Origin of the sequence: Rhodococcus sp. G-MC3 (assembly GCF_030063335.1) — a bacterium.
Taxonomy (GTDB): Bacteria; Actinomycetota; Actinomycetes; order Mycobacteriales; family Mycobacteriaceae; genus Rhodococcoides.
The window spans coordinates 1-16,471 of the sequence record NZ_JASISW010000042.1 but is presented as its reverse complement, the minus strand read 5'-3'; the positions used below and the strand labels follow the sequence as shown (position 1 = coordinate 16,471).

At 61.6% G+C, this 16,471-nt stretch carries 13 protein-coding genes and 1 pseudogene; 8 read left to right on the top strand and 6 right to left on the bottom strand.

The features are described 5' to 3' along the window. Window positions 1-214: 214 nt before the first annotated feature. Window positions 215-1,613 (bottom strand): annotated as a pseudogene (locus QMK17_RS25405) (IS1380 family transposase). A gap of 367 nt (window positions 1,614-1,980) precedes the next feature. Then, complete coding sequence (locus tag QMK17_RS25400) at window positions 1,981-3,243, bottom strand: lipase family protein (protein ID WP_283512067.1); 1,263 nt, start codon at window positions 3,241-3,243, stop codon at window positions 1,981-1,983. 150 nt (window positions 3,244-3,393) lie between these two features. Here QMK17_RS25400 and QMK17_RS26570 point away from each other — a divergent pair, with 150 nt between their 5' ends. The 3 genes from QMK17_RS26570 (at window position 3,394) to QMK17_RS25390 (ending at window position 4,815) form a co-directional block, all read left to right on the top strand. After that, complete coding sequence (locus QMK17_RS26570) at window positions 3,394-3,531, top strand: helix-turn-helix domain-containing protein (protein ID WP_442972831.1); 138 nt, start codon at window positions 3,394-3,396, stop codon at window positions 3,529-3,531. A gap of 347 nt (window positions 3,532-3,878) precedes the next feature. Further along, on the top strand, window positions 3,879-4,250 hold the full coding sequence (locus tag QMK17_RS25395; RefSeq protein WP_283512066.1) for a nitroreductase family deazaflavin-dependent oxidoreductase: 372 nt from the start codon (window positions 3,879-3,881) through the stop codon (window positions 4,248-4,250). Window positions 4,251-4,677: 427 nt separating this feature from the next. Further along, window positions 4,678-4,815 (top strand): hypothetical protein, encoded by a 138-nt coding sequence (locus QMK17_RS25390; protein WP_283512065.1) that lies wholly within the window; start codon window positions 4,678-4,680, stop codon window positions 4,813-4,815. Between the two features lie 203 nt (window positions 4,816-5,018). Here the strand turns inward: QMK17_RS25390 and QMK17_RS25385 are convergent, their stop codons facing one another. Further along, window positions 5,019-5,168, bottom strand: a complete 150-nt coding sequence (locus tag QMK17_RS25385; RefSeq protein WP_283512064.1) for a hypothetical protein — start codon at window positions 5,166-5,168, stop codon at window positions 5,019-5,021. 198 nt (window positions 5,169-5,366) lie between these two features. Next, window positions 5,367-6,011 carry a TetR/AcrR family transcriptional regulator gene (locus tag QMK17_RS25380; protein ID WP_283512063.1) on the bottom strand — a complete coding sequence of 215 codons (645 nt, stop codon included), beginning with the start codon at window positions 6,009-6,011 and terminating at the stop codon, window positions 5,367-5,369. A gap of 1,367 nt (window positions 6,012-7,378) precedes the next feature. Here QMK17_RS25380 and QMK17_RS25375 point away from each other — a divergent pair. From QMK17_RS25375 to QMK17_RS25360, 4 genes are all read left to right on the top strand, one after another. Then, window positions 7,379-8,485 (top strand): Fic family protein, encoded by a 1,107-nt coding sequence (locus tag QMK17_RS25375; protein ID WP_283512062.1) that lies wholly within the window; start codon window positions 7,379-7,381, stop codon window positions 8,483-8,485. A 65-nt stretch (window positions 8,486-8,550) separates the two neighbouring features. Beyond that, on the top strand, window positions 8,551-8,787 hold the full coding sequence (locus QMK17_RS25370; protein ID WP_283512061.1) for a hypothetical protein: 237 nt from the start codon (window positions 8,551-8,553) through the stop codon (window positions 8,785-8,787). 436 nt (window positions 8,788-9,223) lie between these two features. After that, window positions 9,224-9,883 (top strand): type IV toxin-antitoxin system AbiEi family antitoxin domain-containing protein, encoded by a 660-nt coding sequence (locus QMK17_RS25365; protein ID WP_336620189.1) that lies wholly within the window; start codon window positions 9,224-9,226, stop codon window positions 9,881-9,883. Further along, window positions 9,880-10,632: a nucleotidyl transferase AbiEii/AbiGii toxin family protein gene (locus tag QMK17_RS25360; RefSeq protein ID WP_283512060.1), complete on the top strand. Its 753-nt coding sequence runs from the start codon at window positions 9,880-9,882 to the stop codon at window positions 10,630-10,632. The genes QMK17_RS25365 and QMK17_RS25360 overlap by 4 nt, the downstream gene beginning before the upstream one ends. Window positions 10,633-10,806: 174 nt before the next feature. Here QMK17_RS25360 and QMK17_RS25355 read toward each other — a convergent pair whose 3' ends face one another. Both QMK17_RS25355 and QMK17_RS25350 read right to left on the bottom strand, forming a co-directional pair. Continuing rightward, window positions 10,807-12,255, bottom strand: coding sequence for a hypothetical protein (locus QMK17_RS25355; RefSeq protein ID WP_283512059.1), 1,449 nt, complete (start codon window positions 12,253-12,255; stop codon window positions 10,807-10,809). Window positions 12,256-12,259: 4 nt separating this feature from the next. Next, on the bottom strand, window positions 12,260-13,225 hold the full coding sequence (locus QMK17_RS25350; protein ID WP_283512058.1) for a hypothetical protein: 966 nt from the start codon (window positions 13,223-13,225) through the stop codon (window positions 12,260-12,262). A 752-nt stretch (window positions 13,226-13,977) separates the two neighbouring features. On the opposite strand from QMK17_RS25350, the gene QMK17_RS25345 reads away from it, so the two are divergent. Beyond that, a complete protein-coding gene (locus QMK17_RS25345) occupies window positions 13,978-15,909 on the top strand; it encodes a restriction endonuclease (RefSeq protein WP_283512057.1) in 1,932 nt (643 codons plus the stop codon). Window positions 15,910-16,471 lie beyond the last annotated feature (562 nt).

Here is a 16,471-nt window from a genome sequence, read left to right as displayed (position 1 = left end):
CGGATTCTGCGGCGACATCCCGCCGATCGAATGCGAACAGCTCCACTACACTCGACAATCGGATCAGCTCGCGAGCTGACCGAACTCACACGAAACCAAGTCTCCGGACTCACCGGTGCGGTTCAGAGTATTTGGGCTTCATGATTGGACCGCTGGTCTACCCAGCATTTCCACGATTGTCGTTGTTCGGGCCGGTGCGGCGAGGTGGTCGGTGTCAGACCACGGCGGGCGGGCTGGATTCGATAATGTTGCGCCACAATTGAAGCCACGCATTCATCCACGGCCAGCGTCTGGGTAGGTGCAAGGTGGGTGTGCGTTGCGGCCGGACGAAGCGGGCGGGAATGTCGACGAGTTTGCGGCGCAGTGTCGCGCCGCGAGCTTTCCTGAGTTGACCACCTGCGACGGTCCCGGCTGCGCGTAGGAGGTTGTGGGCGATCGCGGCGCACTGCACCCAGGCGGAGTTGGCGCCGAACGAGCCCGAGGGCATGTGTGCGAGCGGTCCGTCGATCAGATCGGAGAACACTGTCTCGATAATCGCATGGGCTCGGTGGGTGACATCGGCGGTCGTGGTGGGCAGTGTGCTGACGGCGGAAAAACGGGTGATGCCGCCACACCGGGAACCGGGCATCCGGGAAGCGTGCGTCCTTGACTTGCCGGACAATCAGTCGTGCCGTGACCGGATGAGCAGTGGACGAGAAAGCGGCGAAACCCATTTCGGCGACTTCGGCGTCGGAGATCCAGGCGCCAGTGTCCTCGTCGCGCACAGCGCCCGGGTATCGAACGGGTGTCCATGCATCGTCAGCGATGGAGTCGATGGCCTGCTGCACCAGTCGGTTCTTGATCGCCTGCGAACGAGAACTCGACACGGGCATTGATGCACGCGCGCACGACGCGATTGTTGCCGTACGCAGAGTCCTCTCGGACCATGATCTTTCCCGCCGCGCCGCACATCCGGGCGGTGGTAATGGCTTGGGCGACCATTCGTGCCGCGCCGGTGCCCGATCCGGTTTTGCCTGCTCGCAGACGCATACCGGTGATGACGGGCGCGGAGTCGGCGGTGCTGATGATTGTGGCGAGCGGGGACAGTCCTTTGCGGAGTATCTGTTTGCCGGCGATTTGCTGTGGCCGTAGGAGGCGCCCCGTTTGGCGTGACCGTGCACCGGTCGCAGGAGTGAGTCGATGTCGATGAACGCCCGATCTGCGATGCCGGGCAGGATCTCGGTGCGTGCGGAGAGAGCGACGAGGTGTTCGCGTAGGACGGATTCGAGTTGGCGGTTGTGTCCGAAGGTGAACTCGCGCAGCAATTTTCCGACGGTCGAGGGTGCATACACGGACCTGAAGAGGTGCTTCATTCCGCCGGATCGGAGCACGTCGATGTCGTCGATACTGTCGGCGCCGGCGCACATCGCCGCGATCAACGTCGTCAGTTTCGGTGCCAGGTTCGCCGCCGACGATGCGATCTTCGGCGAAGTGATCGACACTTTGCCCGCCAGCAGTTCGGTCAGGCCTGTCTGGTCGGCGAGAGTCATGATCGGCACCAGGCCGGCACTCGACACGAGATGGTCGTCGTCGAACTTCGCGGAATCAGCAAGGAAGGTGTGGGATGATCGCACTGGAAGTGTCCTACTCGAGCGGTCCGATTTGTTGTGTGAGAACTCAAATCATCCCAGCTCGGAGGGCACTTTCTTCAGTTCGACACTCCACTACCTCGCGAATTCATCGGTGGATCGAGGCTTAGGGTTGATATCTCATGCGGCGATAGCCGCTGGTCTCCGAAACAAAGTGAGCTAACGGGATCGAGGTCTTCCCACGCAGTGACTCCGGGAGAGAAGCCCGCCACTGTGCATGTTCAGGCGAGGCGTTCGACGAGGAGTCCGTATGGATCATCTCGCGGGATGTGGTTGTGGTGACACGTCAGCCATCCAGTCATGGCCGCGCTTCGGCTGCTCACCGGCGACCCCTGTGAGCAGCCGCGTGGGGTCAGCTCGGTGCGTTGAACCTGTCGTAGAGGAATTTGTAGGCCGGAAGTGTGCTGAACAGGTACGGCAGGCCGTGGTTCACCACCAGGCCCGGGAAGATTGGCGGGGTGGCGTCGTTGATGACCTGCACGTCGGCGCCTTTGGCCCGCCAGCTGTCGACCATGTCGATCACCTGTCCGTGCGGGACGAGGTCGTCGTTGATCCCGGTGTCGACCAGGACGGGAGCGGTGGGCTTGAGTCGTCCGATCGTCTGCTCGTCGATCGCCTCCTGGACTGCCGGATAGCTCAGCGCCGCTTCGGCGATCGACTGCCCGGAAGTGGTCCACTCGCTGGTGTGGTGAAACCCGTAGCGTAAGACGGTGTCGGCGACGCATGACGTCGACAGGGTCTCGATGGCCTGTTTACCAGCGGGATTGAGGACTTCGTCGATGAGCGGGACCGTAGACGGATATCGCGCAAGGAGTCCGTTGATCGCGTAGCCGATCACGCCCATGGCCAAGGTACCGTCCGCGACCGTGAGCACTTTGGACAAATTCGCCGGTGGTGCACCAGAGTACGTGGCCTTGACGTTGAGCTCTGGGGCGTAGGTCGAGGCCATCTCGGCCGCTGACGCGGTGGCGCCACCGCCCTGGGAGTAACCCCAAAAACCGACCGGCGAGTCGGATGGCAGCTTGGCGAACTGCAATGCGGCGCGGGCACCGTCGAGGACCGCGTGGCCTTCCTCGACACGGTTCACATACGTGTGCATACCCGGTGTGCCGAGCCCGATGTAGTCGGTCATCAGGATCCTGTAACCCTGGTAAAGAAGGAAGTTAGCGAACAGCAATTCATAGTTCGCGCCGATGGACAGCTTTGCCGGGTCCAGAGAAATCGGCAGGCCGAACAGCTTCGACGGCGCGCACTGGTCTCCCTGGCCGATGGTGCCCGGGGCCATCACGATGGTCGGGCGGGGACCGTTCCCATTCCATGGCGCGAACGGTTCAATAAGGGTCCCGGTGACCGCGGCGGGCGTACCGTCTTGCAGCTTGGAGGTGTACATCACCGTGGTTCCCTGGCCCGGGAAGGGTCGCGGATCTGCGGGAATCTGTAAGAAGATCGGCGTCGGCCGGGATTTGATGATCGCGCCCGGCGAAGTGTCGAATTCCGCTGGTGGCGTGTAAAAATCTGTCGTTGCTGACGCTACCGGAACAGTAACCGCGGCCAGAGTTCCCGATGCCATGACGAGAGCGACGGCGATCGTGATCGCGCGCAAAGGTGACTTCATGCGCTCAATATAGACGCTAGTGCAGCGAATGTCGAGACACGGAGACATGTGCTGTCTCGGTGTAAGCATCGCGTGGTGGGCGGGAGTCAACGATGGACGACGAGGTCGTGAATGCGAGACTGTTGGAGCGGATAGTAGCTCGTGACACCGATGTGCGATGTCGCTCGTCGAAGTGGGATGGGCAGAGCCACTGTGTATCGCCTGTTCGTCAGCAAGGACGACCTTCTCGAACCCTGGTTTTGGCTGAGGTGCGTAAATATCTCGCCGGAAATGCCGCCGTACGCGTAGACATGAGATTCCAGTAAAACCGAATCGCCGAGACTGCCGCCTTCGCCGTTCAATACTTGCAGCGCATATTTGCTCGCTGCTACCTCGCCCCGCTGCTCACGGCATGACGCACCGCCATCGCGCGCTGCGGACCACCCGTGGTTCCGGACACGAAAGCGCCGCAGGACAGCCCGAAAAGTTTCGGTTACGTCCATTGTGAGACGATGATACGATTAATGTATCAAATGCTGTAGTCAAGTGGTGTCGCCTCCATCCGACGGAGCCGATCGAGTTCCGTCGGGCAGCCCCGACGAAAAATACCCCTACCGGACCGGCCCTCATATTCTCTGACCGAAAGTGCAGGACTCATGCAACTCCCACGCCGACTCGCGCTGTTCAACAAGTACGTCAACAACCGGGTGCAGAAGAGCTGGGCGTGGCTGATACCACCCTGGGCGATCATCATCCACCATGGACGCACGTCCGGTCGGGAATACCGGACGCCGGTCCTCGCGTGGCGCAGCCGCGGGCGCATCGTGGTCGCTCTGCACTACGGCGCAAATTCCGATTGGGTTCGCAACGTTATGCATCACCAGAGTGCGTCGATCCAACGACTGGGGCGCACCGCCGTACTCGTCACCCCCCGGATCGTCGACCCCGCCACCACCGATGAATTCGGGCCCGGGCTTCGACTGCTGGTGCGGCCGGCCGAACATGCCCTCGTCGCCGACCTGAGGTGATGACCGACCACCGCCGCCAGACCTGTCGCCCCACGTCCGACGTCGACCCGCGCAGCGCTGGGGCGGTTTCATCGCCGACGAACTACCGACGTAGGCATCACCGCCGGGGAGAACGCTTGTAGCGCAGACAAATCTGACAGAGACAATTGTTCACTCTGATCAGGGTAGCCATTCCGGTCGCGCAAATTTGTGCACGCACTGTCGCACAATGGATTGCGAGGCTCTACGGACCTAGTCGGCACCTGCCTGTTTACCGGCTACTCCACCGAATCGTTACCTGTAGGACGACAGGCCGACCCGCGGAACGCTTGATCGGTGGTGACGTTGGGGTTACACGTGTCTCGTAACGAATCAGCGCACGCTGCGTCTCGAACCCGGCGCCGATGTCGCCTGGAGACTTTGAGGGTCGGATGCCGGCAAGTACTCGTTGATCAACTACTGCCTCGGATACCCCTCCGATCGCAACAACTCACCGCGCACCGTCCGCGCAGACGGTTACGACCTGCTGGCGTTCTGTCGGTGGCTCAACTCCGAGGGCATCGACCTCAGCGCCGTCACCGTGTAAACCGTCCTGGATTTCATGCGGTACTGCCGAACCACTCCGATCGCGAGTAGACCCGCGAACGTCCTGTCCATGACCGGCAAACGCCTCGATCAACGACCGCCGAAGAGCGCAATGCGCGACTTGCTCACCTGATTCGGCCCAAGAATCGATCCGCGTTTACGCGCAACAACAACACCTACCTCGTCGACCTGGGTTGCGCAGACTCACGCACCCCCCGCGGACTGACCTCCGAACTCGACGCCGAACTCAACGGCAAACTCGTTGCCAGCCTGCGTCCGATCACCGATGCGGCCCGGGGCCTCGGTATCGACGGCGAGGCCGCGCGCACGATCACCGCTGATGCCTTTGCCCATGCCACCGGGCTACTCCTGCTTGCGCACACCCGCCGTCTGGACCTGTTCGGGTTCGCCGCCCGAGATCTCCTCGGTGAACACCTCTTTGCACTCCTTCGCGACCTCGGTGCGCGCTGAGCATGCAAGTTCTGTCCGCCCGATTGCCGGGACCGCCGTAGACTTCGCGCTCCAACCTGACGGAGGTAGCGGCTGCCTGCTTCAGGCAGTAAGTAACGGGGCGAGGTAGCGGCGGGCGAATGTACGGGCGTCTTCGCCGGTTGCGAGCGGGATCGCGCTGTCCTGGCTCACGAGGAACGAGAGGGTGAGTCGGACGTGGATCTCGGCGACTGCCTTGAGGTGCTGAGCACGCTCGGCGGTGATGGGCTCATCGCCGTGTATTTCCTGGCGCCACATTCCCGCAATGAATTCGCGGGCGAAGCCGATCAACGCACTCGACGTCAAGCTCGGCACCAATGTTTCGGGCTCGGTTTCGAGCATGCGGTTCAGTAGTGGATGCGCCCGTAAGTATTCCACGGCGAACGCGGCGCTTTCGGCGATTCTGTCCTGCTCGTGCGATAGTCCTACGCGCGCTACTGCGTTCGCTGCGAGGTATTTCCGCATTTCCGAGAGAACGACTGCCTCGAGTAGGTCGTCTTTGCTGGGGAACCGGCGGTATACGGTGGCTCGCCCGAGCCCGCTGCGCTTCGCGACGTTGTGCATCGTCATCCGCTGCCATCCGTGGGTGGCGATTTCGTCGAAGGCGCCAGTGACGATGCGTTGGGACAGCGTGTCGGCATCGAGTCGTTCGAGCACGCCGGAATCGGGCGCCGAGACCCTCTCGAACAACGTTGCCTTCGTGTGCACCAGGTCCTCCTTGTCTCGCGTCCCGCCGACCGTCACCGTCCTAGAAATTGTAAGTCTTCTTTGCCCCGCAAGCTTTGCCCCGGTTTGTCGATTCTGTCCTCAGCGCTTGTCTTCGAGGCCACGAGGCTCAACCTGTCTCGTTTGCCTTCAGTGTGTTGGGTTGAACTCGGTGAGTCGGTCGACGCATCCGAGGAGCCTGTCGATTGGGCCGGTACCGCATTGCTCACCACCGGACTGTTCACCGGAGCACGGCCGATTTGCCAAGGTCGCGGCCGGCTTCATCCTCACCTGCCAGACCTTCGCCCTCGGCGACACCGTGACCGTCAACTGCGACTTCGACGCGTGACACCCGGACGACCAAGAGACGACCACAGTGATGTCTACCTCCCGCCGCCGCAGCCGCCATCGGTTTGGGTTCGCGCGATCGCATCTCCACCCTCCATTTCGAACGACATTTATGGTCACTACAGCACGCGTAGGACAACGTTCCTCGCTACCAAAAAGCGTTCGACGGCGCCGGTGTGCATCTGACCGATACTCGACCACACTCAGGTCGTTGGTGCACTAACACGTGGGACTGATCCGCGCTTCTGCGGCGCCAGATCAAACCGTCACACGCGGCGTAGCAGGGCCCCTGTTTTGGGTTCCGGTGCATGTGAAGCTAGTCGTGGATGCGACTAGGCGCGGCAGCAATCAACGATGGTTTCGTGGGGCATGATGGACTCTTCGGGTACGACGAACTGCGGGTTTGAGCGTCCATGACGCTCCGGATTCGAGCACGTCCAGGAGGATCTATCGCTGTTGACGACGATTCGTGGAGCCAATCTCGGTGTCACGAGCGTGTCACAAGTCGGCACCGTCGAGAGTGGATTCGGATGGTCCCACCTGGACTATCCATCCAGTTCAGAGGTGTGTTCATGTCTCCATGAGGACGTATCTGATTGTGTCGCAACATACTTGTAAGCGAGCGGTCAACGGTTCAATCCCGTTAGGAGGCTCGTCGAGACGGCTCTGACCAGTAGAAATGGTTGGGGCCGTCTCTTTTTGGCCTGTTGTGGCCGCTCGTTTCTTGTGCAAGACCGGTTCGTCCACCTGGGGTTATGCGGCTTCTGTGACCCGGGGATTTGCTGGTTCGTCAGCTTGGTTCGGCCTTCGGTGTCACAGAATGTCACAACTCGTTGCTAACTCACCGCCGAGCGTTCGTGTGCATCCAGGCGGATTCGATTGGCCTGGAGGGCGGCGTCGGCGTGGGGGTGTGCGCTGTTTCCGAGAGGTCGATGTTGCAAGAAAGTGCGAACATCAACCAAATCTGTAAACATTTGGTAGTTTTCTTTACATATCAGGCTTCGGCGTGGCATTGTCCACGCATGACAGCCTGGCGATCCGACGTTCCGTACAACGAGCTCCCGCCGCCTCCCGGCGTAGGTCAGCTGGAGACTTACGCCGTCCTGAAAGCAGCGATCGGGGCCAACGCGGCGCTCGCCAAGCTCGATCAGGCGGTTGTATCCATTCCCAACCCGACAGTGCTGATCAACTCGATTCCGCTTTTGGAAGCCCAGGCGAGCTCGGAGATCGAGAACATCGTGACTACGACGGATGACCTTTTTCGTCATCTGGAAGATGACGCGGGTGCCGACCCGGCTACCAGGGAAACGCTCCGCTACCGGACTGCTCTTCGAGTCGGCTTCGAGCGCACTGTTGATCGGGGTCTGACGACTTCCGCCGCACTGGACGTGTGTAGCACGATTAAGGGCCGCGGGATGCAGATTCGCGCACTCCCCGGAACTCGCATCGGCAATCCCGTCACTGGCGAGGTCGCCTACAGTCCACCGGAAGGTCGCGCTCTGATCAAAGGCAAGCTCAGCGAGTGGGAACGGTTCATCCACTCGGACGACGGCATGGATCCGCTGGTGCGCATGGCGGCAGCGCACTACCAGTTCGAGGCGATCCATCCCTTTGTCGATGGAAATGGGCGGACGGGACGCATTCTGAACGTGATGATGCTTGTCGAGGCTGGGTTGTTGAGGATGCCGGTTCTGTACCTGTCGCGGTACATCATTGATACGAAGAACGACTACTACCGCTTGTTGCTGGCCGTGACGTCCGACGGTGCGTGGGAGGCATGGCTTCTCTATATCCTCGCGGGCATCGAACAGACGTCAGTGCACACATTGCGCAAGATCGAGGCGCTCCGCGCGCTGCAGGATGACTTCGGTCAGCGGGCTCGGGTGGCCTCCCGAGGTGGTGCGGACTCGATTTTCCAGTCGGTGCTCTTCGAGCAGCCGTATTGCCGAATCAATACGGTCATGTCGAGATGCGGTGTCTCACGGCCGACTGCGACGGCCTGGCTGAATGCTCTCGTCGACGCCGGCATGTTGCAGGAAGCGAAAGTGGGGAGGGACCGTCTATTCATCAACCGGGAGTTCCTTGAGTTGCTGGTCCGCCCGGAAAGCTCCGCAGGTCAGCTGAAGTAGAAAGTTTTTTTACATGTCTTCAGGACATGTAAAAAAACTATCGGAATCTTTATATATGACCCGCGATGCGGGTCGCCTTCGGCCACCTGAAAGAGGAAGAGAACGAAAGAGCCGATGTCGCCGATGCCGACGGTGAAGCCGTGAGCCTGAACCTGCTTGTCCACAGCGTCGGCGGACTGCTCAGCGACTCGGCGGGCAGCTACGCGATGCTGCTCGCCAGCTGGTTTTCGCCGCCCAGTTCGGTGTCACGAGCGTGTCATAATTCGGTACGAACGAGCATGGATTCAGGTGGTACCACCTGAACGATTGACGCAGGTCAGAGCCTCTACGATGGGTCCAGATGGACGTATGTGGTTGTCTCCCAACATACTTGTAAGCGAGCGGTCAACGGTTCAATCCCGTTAGGAGGCTCCACGAGACGGCCTTGACCAGCGAAAATGGTTGGGGCCGTCTCTTTTTGGTCCGCTGTGGCCGCTCGTTTCTTTTGCGAACCCGGTTCGTCCACCTGGGTTTATGTGTCGCCTATGACCTGGGGATTTGCCAGTTGATCGGGAGAATCGGTCGCTCGGTGTCACAGAATGTCACAACTCATTGCTAACTCACCGGTGAGCGTTCGTGTGGGTGCAGGTGGATGCGTATGGCCTGGGCAGGCGGCGTCGGCGTTCGCTCGGGGTGTTGCTGTCAGTGCTGATTCTGTAGGCTCTGAGCCTACGTATCCGATACTGACTGGAGGTGGCCGTGACTTCGAGCGATGTTCGACGCCGTCGGACCGGTCTGCCTCCGGAGTTTGCGCGGCTTCCGATGCGGATGGTGCGAGCCGCGACAGCCGCGGACGTGTATGCGCACCCGCGGGCCGAGCTCGCACGGCTGACGGACGTGGGTCTACTGCATCGACTGGCGACGGGCTTCTACGTAGCCGTGCCCGAAGATCAGGTCGGAGCCGAGTGGATGCCTGGCCTGGAGGCTGCGGCAGCCGGTATCGCGGTTGCTGCCTACGGCCGCGATGACGCTGTGGTGATGGGTGTCAGTGCGGCCCGGTTGCACGGTGTGATTCCGCGGGCGTTAGCGACGGCTGTGGTGGCTGTGCCGACGCGGCACGATCCGATTCGATTAGCGGATCGGCAGGCGGTCGTTCGGTTCGTCGTTCGCGACACGGCACGTCTGGATGCGGAGCGCATCGATACCGAGTTGGGTGCGGTGCTAGTGACTACTGCGGAGCAGACGGTGTTGGATCTGGTGAAGCGTCCAGGTCTCGGTGACGCCGAGCCGGAGGTGTGGCCGGCAGTGGAGCAGTTGTATCGACGTTGTGACCCGGATGTGGTGGCCGAGATCGCTGCCACTCAGAAGATGCGAACGACGTTAGTGCGGTTGCAGGATCGGTTGGGGGAGCAGCGATGAACCCTGATGAGCTGGACTCGGTGGCAACGCAATTCGGCGTCGCGCGTGCTCAAGTCGAGCGGGATCACCTGATCTCACACCTGCTCGGCTATCTGAGTGCGCACTTCGTGGATCGGATTGTGTTCATCGGCGGGACAGCATTGGCTCGAACCCATCTGGTCGACGGTCGTCTCAGTGAGGACATCGACCTGATTGCTGTCGGCTCGAGGTCTGAGGTCGCTCGTGATCTCGACCGAGCTTTGCCGCGTGCGGTGATGCGCAGTCACGGGCGACTGGTGTGGGATTCCGCGATCACCGAGGTGCCTGAGCATCTCGGTGCAGTGTTGAGGTCGCAGTCCGGACTGGCGGTCAAGGTGCAGTTGCTGTCGGCGGAAGGTCGTCCGGCATGGCCACAGGAAAGCCGACAGCTCGAACAGCGGTATGAAGATGCGCCCCATGCTGAGTTGACGGTCCCGGTGTTGCCCGCGTTCGTTGCAGGTAAGACGGCGACCTGGTGTGATCGGCGGGCTTCGCGTGATCTGTGGGACTTGTGGGCACTCAATCGGATTGGCGCATTCAAGCCTGAAGTGGCCGATTTGTATCGGAGGTTCGGGCCCACGAACAAGCTGCCAGGTGAATGGCAATTCTCGGATGCTCCGACCGAATCCGAGTGGGAGAGTCAGCTATCGGGGCAGACGCGGCTGGCCGTGACAGCGCGAGAGGCGGCTTCCGAGGTCGCGAAGGTGTGGGTCGGACTGCATCGAAAGTGATCCCGTATGACAAGGAGGCATGGCGTGCCTCATTCGCTTGGCACCCAGGCACCCAGGCGCGCGGCTCGGGGTTTAGCGGCTGCCACCCTTGGTCGACCGGTCCATTACACGCTTGAGTAACGGGATGAGCTCGGCGGAAATGACACTGCCTGTCCACTTTTCTGGGGCGTTGCGCTAGTCGAGAAAGTAAGAGTGGACTTTCTCGTCTGAATCCAAGACCTCGGCGGCGGCCACCCCAAGTTCGAGCGCGAGCTCGACGGACCCGACGAGAGCGACCTCCATGTCAGGGGCGAAGGCGCGGTCGAGCACACCGAGGTAGTCGGACATGCTCGCATCAAGCTGCTCTATGAGCTGCTGGTACTCGGCAGCGAGCTGCTTGTCGATGATCTGCTGCTCGCCGAGATAGCGCTCGATCAGCGAAGCCTCACGCTCTGAGAGCGAAGACGACACAGCCTTGTACATGACAACGCCGACAGTATTGCCGATCACGGCACCAAGTATCGGCACCGGAATGATGGCCTGCCCGACGAAGGAGGACAGGGCGCTGACGGCGGTCTCCAGGCAGACGAGCTCCGAGTTCTCGATGAACTCCAACTCATCGATTTCACCGCGGCGGAGTTTGTTCGCTTGCTCCGCGACGCCGAAAGCTGCGGTGACGATCGAGCTGGCCACGGCGGCGGGGGTGGCAGCGATGTTTGTGAGCCAGTAGATGCTGAGTCCTCGGACACCGCCCTTGACGGCACCGACACCGCCTACAGCTGCGATCTCGGTCCAGTCCTCGCGCGTGAAATCTTTGAGCTGCTTTCCTGTCCGGCGTTTCTCAACTACGGCCAGTATCAAGGCGGTCCCGCCTTCGATGGCGGCGGCTGCGAGTGTGGCCTTTATGCCCTCCCGCAGGACTGGCTTGCGCTCTTGATATGCGTCGTCCCGCAGGGACTGGTCGGTGGAGCGCAGGGAATCCGCTTCTGACTCCAGAGTCGCTCCGTAGGAACCCTTTTGAACCTCGGAGTACGTCAGGTGCGAGGGCTCGAGTGACTCGATGCCCACAGATCCCTCCCCGAAGAAGGTTTGGACTCGCACCCAGTCCTTGAGAGACGGGCCGTCGCCGCCGATCGTCAGAAGTTTGCTTGCTTCCTCGCGTGGCAAGGCGTGCAGTTTCTGGATGACCTCGAAGTGGTCGCGGGGGATCTGGTACTTCCCGCCGCTCTCGACGAAGTCGGGATATTTCTGGAGGTGGTCCGTGATCGCGCCGAGACCGAACCTACCGCCGGCGGCGACGAACTTCTGCTGGATCGCTACGCCGCTGCGCATCAGGTCAACGGGGCCGTTGTCGTTCACCCACTGGTAAAGCGGGTTCTCGCCGTAGATCTGGCGTCGAGCGTTGCCGACGCCCACCTCTGCGACTTCGGCGATGAAGCCGTGCATGCCCTTCACGCCGCCGCGGTTGGTGGTGACCACCTCGAGGTCGATCTTTCGAACCGCCGAGGTGACGCTGGCGAGCGCATCCGCCAGATTCATGTCCTGTTGGTCGAGGGTGTTCAGGAGGTTGTCGAGCCTGAGTTGATTGAGGTAGTTCACCCAGGCAGCGACAGCTTGTTCCTGGTTGCTCTTCGTGAGCTTCACAGCCTCATTCATCATCGGTACCCTGCTCGATGCGCTTCGTCAGCAGAGCTGCGCATGCCTTCGTGTTGTTCACCAGCGCCACCAGCTGGAACTGCTGGGGCACGGACAACGCGAGGAAATCAGCGCCGAAGCAGGCCATTGCTGCGCTATAGCTTCGCAGCAGCTTGTCTCGGAGGGCCGCTGTACGCCGGAGGAGATCATCGATCTGAGCATCTATGCCTTCGATGTGCGCGGTGTTCTTCTTCACCGATGTCAGCGCCGTGTGCTTCGCCTCGCGGTTATCGAACTTGTTCTTGGTGAACACCGCTATCGACGCGAGCAGCGTGGCACCGGCAACCGTCCAGCCGATGGGGCCGGCGAGGGCGAGCAAGGCGCCGCCGGCTGCAGTGCCTCCGCCGCCGGCCGCGACAGCCCCTCCGCCGAGCCATGCGAGTGCGGCGTTGGACGCAGCAGCACCGGAGAGTGCGGAGATCGCGGTGCCGGTCGATGCGGTGCCGAAGGTGGTCGCGACCCACAGCGCAGCAGTCGGAGCCATGCTCGCGACCGCAGCGCCTGCGGAGAACCCGGCAGTGGCACCTGCCGCCGACTGTCGTGCGGCTTCGAGATCCTTCCGCGCGAACTCCTCCGCCCCCAGAAACTGGGCTTTATGAATGTCGATCTTGGCGATGTCGGTCTCGAACGACTTCGGAGTATTGACGACGCTGTTGATCAGCAGTTCGACCAGCTCGATTAGATCTGTCGACCGTTCGCGTAGGAGTAGGAGAGACACGCCTTTGTCGTTCATCGAAGTGAACGCGCCGTTGTACTCGACTATCGCTTCCTGATAGGGGTCAGGCTTCTTCGCTGTCAGCTTCCCGAACGAATCTGACGCGGCGCCCGTTAGGTCGCTGGTCTGTTCACCCAACTGCTTCGAGCTATCCCGCGCGAACTTGGTGAAGTCGCCGACCCGCTTCAGATTGACCTTCTTCACCCTCTCTAGGTTGACCTTGTCAACCCCGACCGGTTCAACCATCAAGATCTCCGAGCTTCGTGTGATTTGTATTCTGGCGACGAAAGAGTATCCGCTACCAACGACACGGCTGAGGCGCGTTCGGTTCGAGTCCTGCGGCAGAAGCTGATCGACGCATCGCAGCAGCCGACACGGTGTCGCGGGCACGAGCGGGCAACGCACTGACCGACAGTGGACGTTCGTCTCGCGAACGAGACGAACGGTGCCTCACCCCATCGACTGCAACGAACCGGTGCCCATCCATGCCTCCACGATCACGCATCATCTCACCAGTAGTGATGCGCTGACCTGTTGAGACCAAGACCGTTTTTGGGGCACAGATCTGTGGGACACGGGCGCGTCCCGAACGAACGGCGCGTTCGCAGACTGCCGGCGCGAGCCCGAACAGGGGACAGGAGCCGTTTGCCGCATTACTCGCCGGTTAGGACGGCAGAGGGTAGGCTGCTCGTACTGACAGGCCAACGCATCATGGTCCTGTACGAAGGCACCGTTTCCGGTCGTCCGAAGAATTCCGGTGTAGCCGCATCACTACTGTCGAGTTTCGCTTGCGAGCGGTCCGTTCACCGCACGACCCGCCGACGCCGGTCATGACCCCGTGCGCCAGCCGTCCCCGTGCTGACGCCGCCGAGTCTGACGGTCCCTATTCCGACAGCGCAGGGCACCAGCACGGTGGCCACCGTCGACCCGATTGCCAATGAAGGAAGAATGCTCTCATGGTTGAGTTGGCGAAGGGTGCGAACGCCGCGATAGTCGGCGCCGAGATTCGAGTGCGGTTCGTGACTGCATTGCCCGCCGACAGTACCGACCTGTACACGCTGCTCTTGGACAACAGCCGGTTGGTCCGTTCCGACGACGACCTGATCTTCTATAACAATCCTGGCCCGGCGCAGGCACCAATTCGTCTGGTGGACAACGACGCTGTGGCTATCTCGCTCACTGATGTTGCACCGTCCGTCGAGGCCATCCTCGTCGCGGCCGCACTCGACGACGGTGTGTCCGGCAGCTTCGTCACTCACAGAGGCGGTGTCGTACATATCGACATCGACGGACACCCGTTCGCTACTCACGCACTGACGGGTCTGAGCAACGAACGGTGCGTCATCCTCGTCGAGCTGTACAGACGCGCAGGCCAGTGGAAGGTCCGCGCCGTCTCGCAAGGATGGGCAGAAGGTGTGGCCGGACTCGTCTCCACGCACGGCATCCACATCGACGACCAGGTCGTAGCGGTCCCGGCACCTTCCGGTGCCGCCGACACCTCACCGCGCACTGCGCCCGCATCGACCCCGTCAGCGGCGCAACCAGATCCGGTCGTCCCCTCCGCGTGGGACGGAGCCGGCGTCGAAGAGCTGATCGGCGCGGTGCGCGCTGGCGTGGCTTCTCGCCGGCCGCAGCAACGGCGACCGGTGCGTCTGCCGTGGACGCGCCCGCGGCCGAAGTCGGGAACGATCACCGCCTACCGCAACCAGCGCCGGGCTGAAGCGGCACAGCTCACCGACGAGCTCCGACGCTCGCACAGTGCCGTCGACTCCGTCATGAGGACTGTTCCGAACCCTGCGTTGGACAGCACATCGCTTCTCGGCATCGCCGATCTGTCGGTACGTCCGAATGAGCCGGCCTGGCGCCGATACTTCGGCCGAACCACAGCGCCGACAGCGATCGACGCACCGTCCGCAGTCTTCGCACCTGTACTGGACGCACTCCGTCGGCACACATCTGGGGTGAATCACACTCAGGCCGTGCAGGACTGGCTGCGCCTCTGTCTGACGGCGGCGGACCTGCAACCGACCTTCGGTCACGCCGAACAGTGGTCAGTGCAACCCACCGCCAACAAGATCGTGATCGACGTGGCCGTGCCCGACCGGTCATCGGTGCAGCCGTTCGACAAGTACCGCTACGTGGCCGCCACCGACCGGATGGAAACGACCAACCTTCCTCCGAAAGAACTCGCGAGGCTCACAACAGTCCTGTTCGCTGCATCCGCGCTCTCGCACGCTCATATAGCTTCGTGCGCGACGAGCGCGGCGGGTTTGCCCGCCGATGTCGTCATCGGCGTGAATTCGTGGGAGTGGTCGGTTGATCCCGCGTTCGGAGTATCACGCAGGGTGTGTCGGTCGACGCTCGTCACTTCACCAATGCAGCTCGGGCAGATGGACATACGTAACGTCGACCCGGTGGCCAGCGTACGAGCCCACGGCGGGGACACAAGCGATTACTCGGCCGTGACACCGCTGTCCTCGCACACCGCAGCAGGTAGACCCGCCGGGCGCAGAGTGGACCTCCGCACGATCGACCCGTGGGAATTCGAAGGCCTGGTGGCGCGACTGGTAGAAGCGATGGGCTACGTGGTGTCCGAAACACCGCGCAGCGGCGACGGCGGCGTCGACCTGTACGTCGAAAGCAACGATCCCATCGTCGGCGGACGGGTCGTAGTGTCGGTGAAACGATTCTCCGGACAAGTAGGACCAGACCACGTCCGCGCCCTCGACAGCGTCGTCCGCCAACAGGGTGCGATCAAGGGAATCCTCATCACGACGTCGAACTTCGGCCCGGCGTCTTACAGCATCATTCAGAACAAGCCCTTGCAACTCGTGGATGGAGAACAGCTCAGGTCCTGGCTGCAGAGCTATCTACAAGTTGCCACCTGACGACGTCCTGGTACCGGACCACGATCGACACCGGTACAGGAACGAGAGTTACCTGTGGGCAAGACGCCTTGGACTGTCCGGCGTGTAATGCCGAGTGGGGGCTATCGCTCGGGGCGGTGGTCCGGTGGAAGTTGCTGAGGCGTCAGCCGTGGTTTTCGCAAATACCGCCATGGTAAGACCATCGGCATCGAAAGAGACCTCCCAATTTGCGGAGCCACAGGTTGAGCAGTCGCTATCTCCGATCGGCTGCAACACGTCCAATAACATCATGTGGTGCACCTCGACGCGTCGGTCCAAGAACAACCGTTCGCGATATGGGACATCTCCCGGTGGGTTGTCGTCAGTCAGGAAGCTCGAGGACTCGACCCGAAGGACTGGGTGGCGCCGCCGGAGAACGCGGGACTGGACGGTCAATCATCGTGGTGGTTGTTTAAACCTGAATGCACCGATGAGCTGACTCGCTTGTTCTGAATGATGTTGCGCGGTATCGACCTGGATACGAGGCGTGATTGTTCGGCCGATCTCGGCTATCGGGTTGTTCCACTGGGGTTTTCGTCTCGTG

Coding starts and splice junctions, on each gene's coding strand:
- QMK17_RS25375 (WP_283512062.1), top strand. CDS start 7,379: ATGACAGCCTGGCGATCCGACGTTCCGTACAACGAGCTCCCGCCGCCT.
- QMK17_RS25370 (WP_283512061.1), top strand. CDS start 8,551: ATGCGGGTCGCCTTCGGCCACCTGAAAGAGGAAGAGAACGAAAGAGCC.
- QMK17_RS26570 (WP_442972831.1), top strand. CDS start 3,394: ATGTGCGATGTCGCTCGTCGAAGTGGGATGGGCAGAGCCACTGTGTAT.
- QMK17_RS25385 (WP_283512064.1), bottom strand. CDS start 5,168: ATGGGCAAAGGCATCAGCGGTGATCGTGCGCGCGGCCTCGCCGTCGAT.
- QMK17_RS25395 (WP_283512066.1), top strand. CDS start 3,879: ATGCAACTCCCACGCCGACTCGCGCTGTTCAACAAGTACGTCAACAAC.
- QMK17_RS25345 (WP_283512057.1), top strand. CDS start 13,978: ATGGTTGAGTTGGCGAAGGGTGCGAACGCCGCGATAGTCGGCGCCGAG.
- QMK17_RS25360 (WP_283512060.1), top strand. CDS start 9,880: ATGAACCCTGATGAGCTGGACTCGGTGGCAACGCAATTCGGCGTCGCG.
- QMK17_RS25400 (WP_283512067.1), bottom strand. CDS start 3,243: ATGAAGTCACCTTTGCGCGCGATCACGATCGCCGTCGCTCTCGTCATG.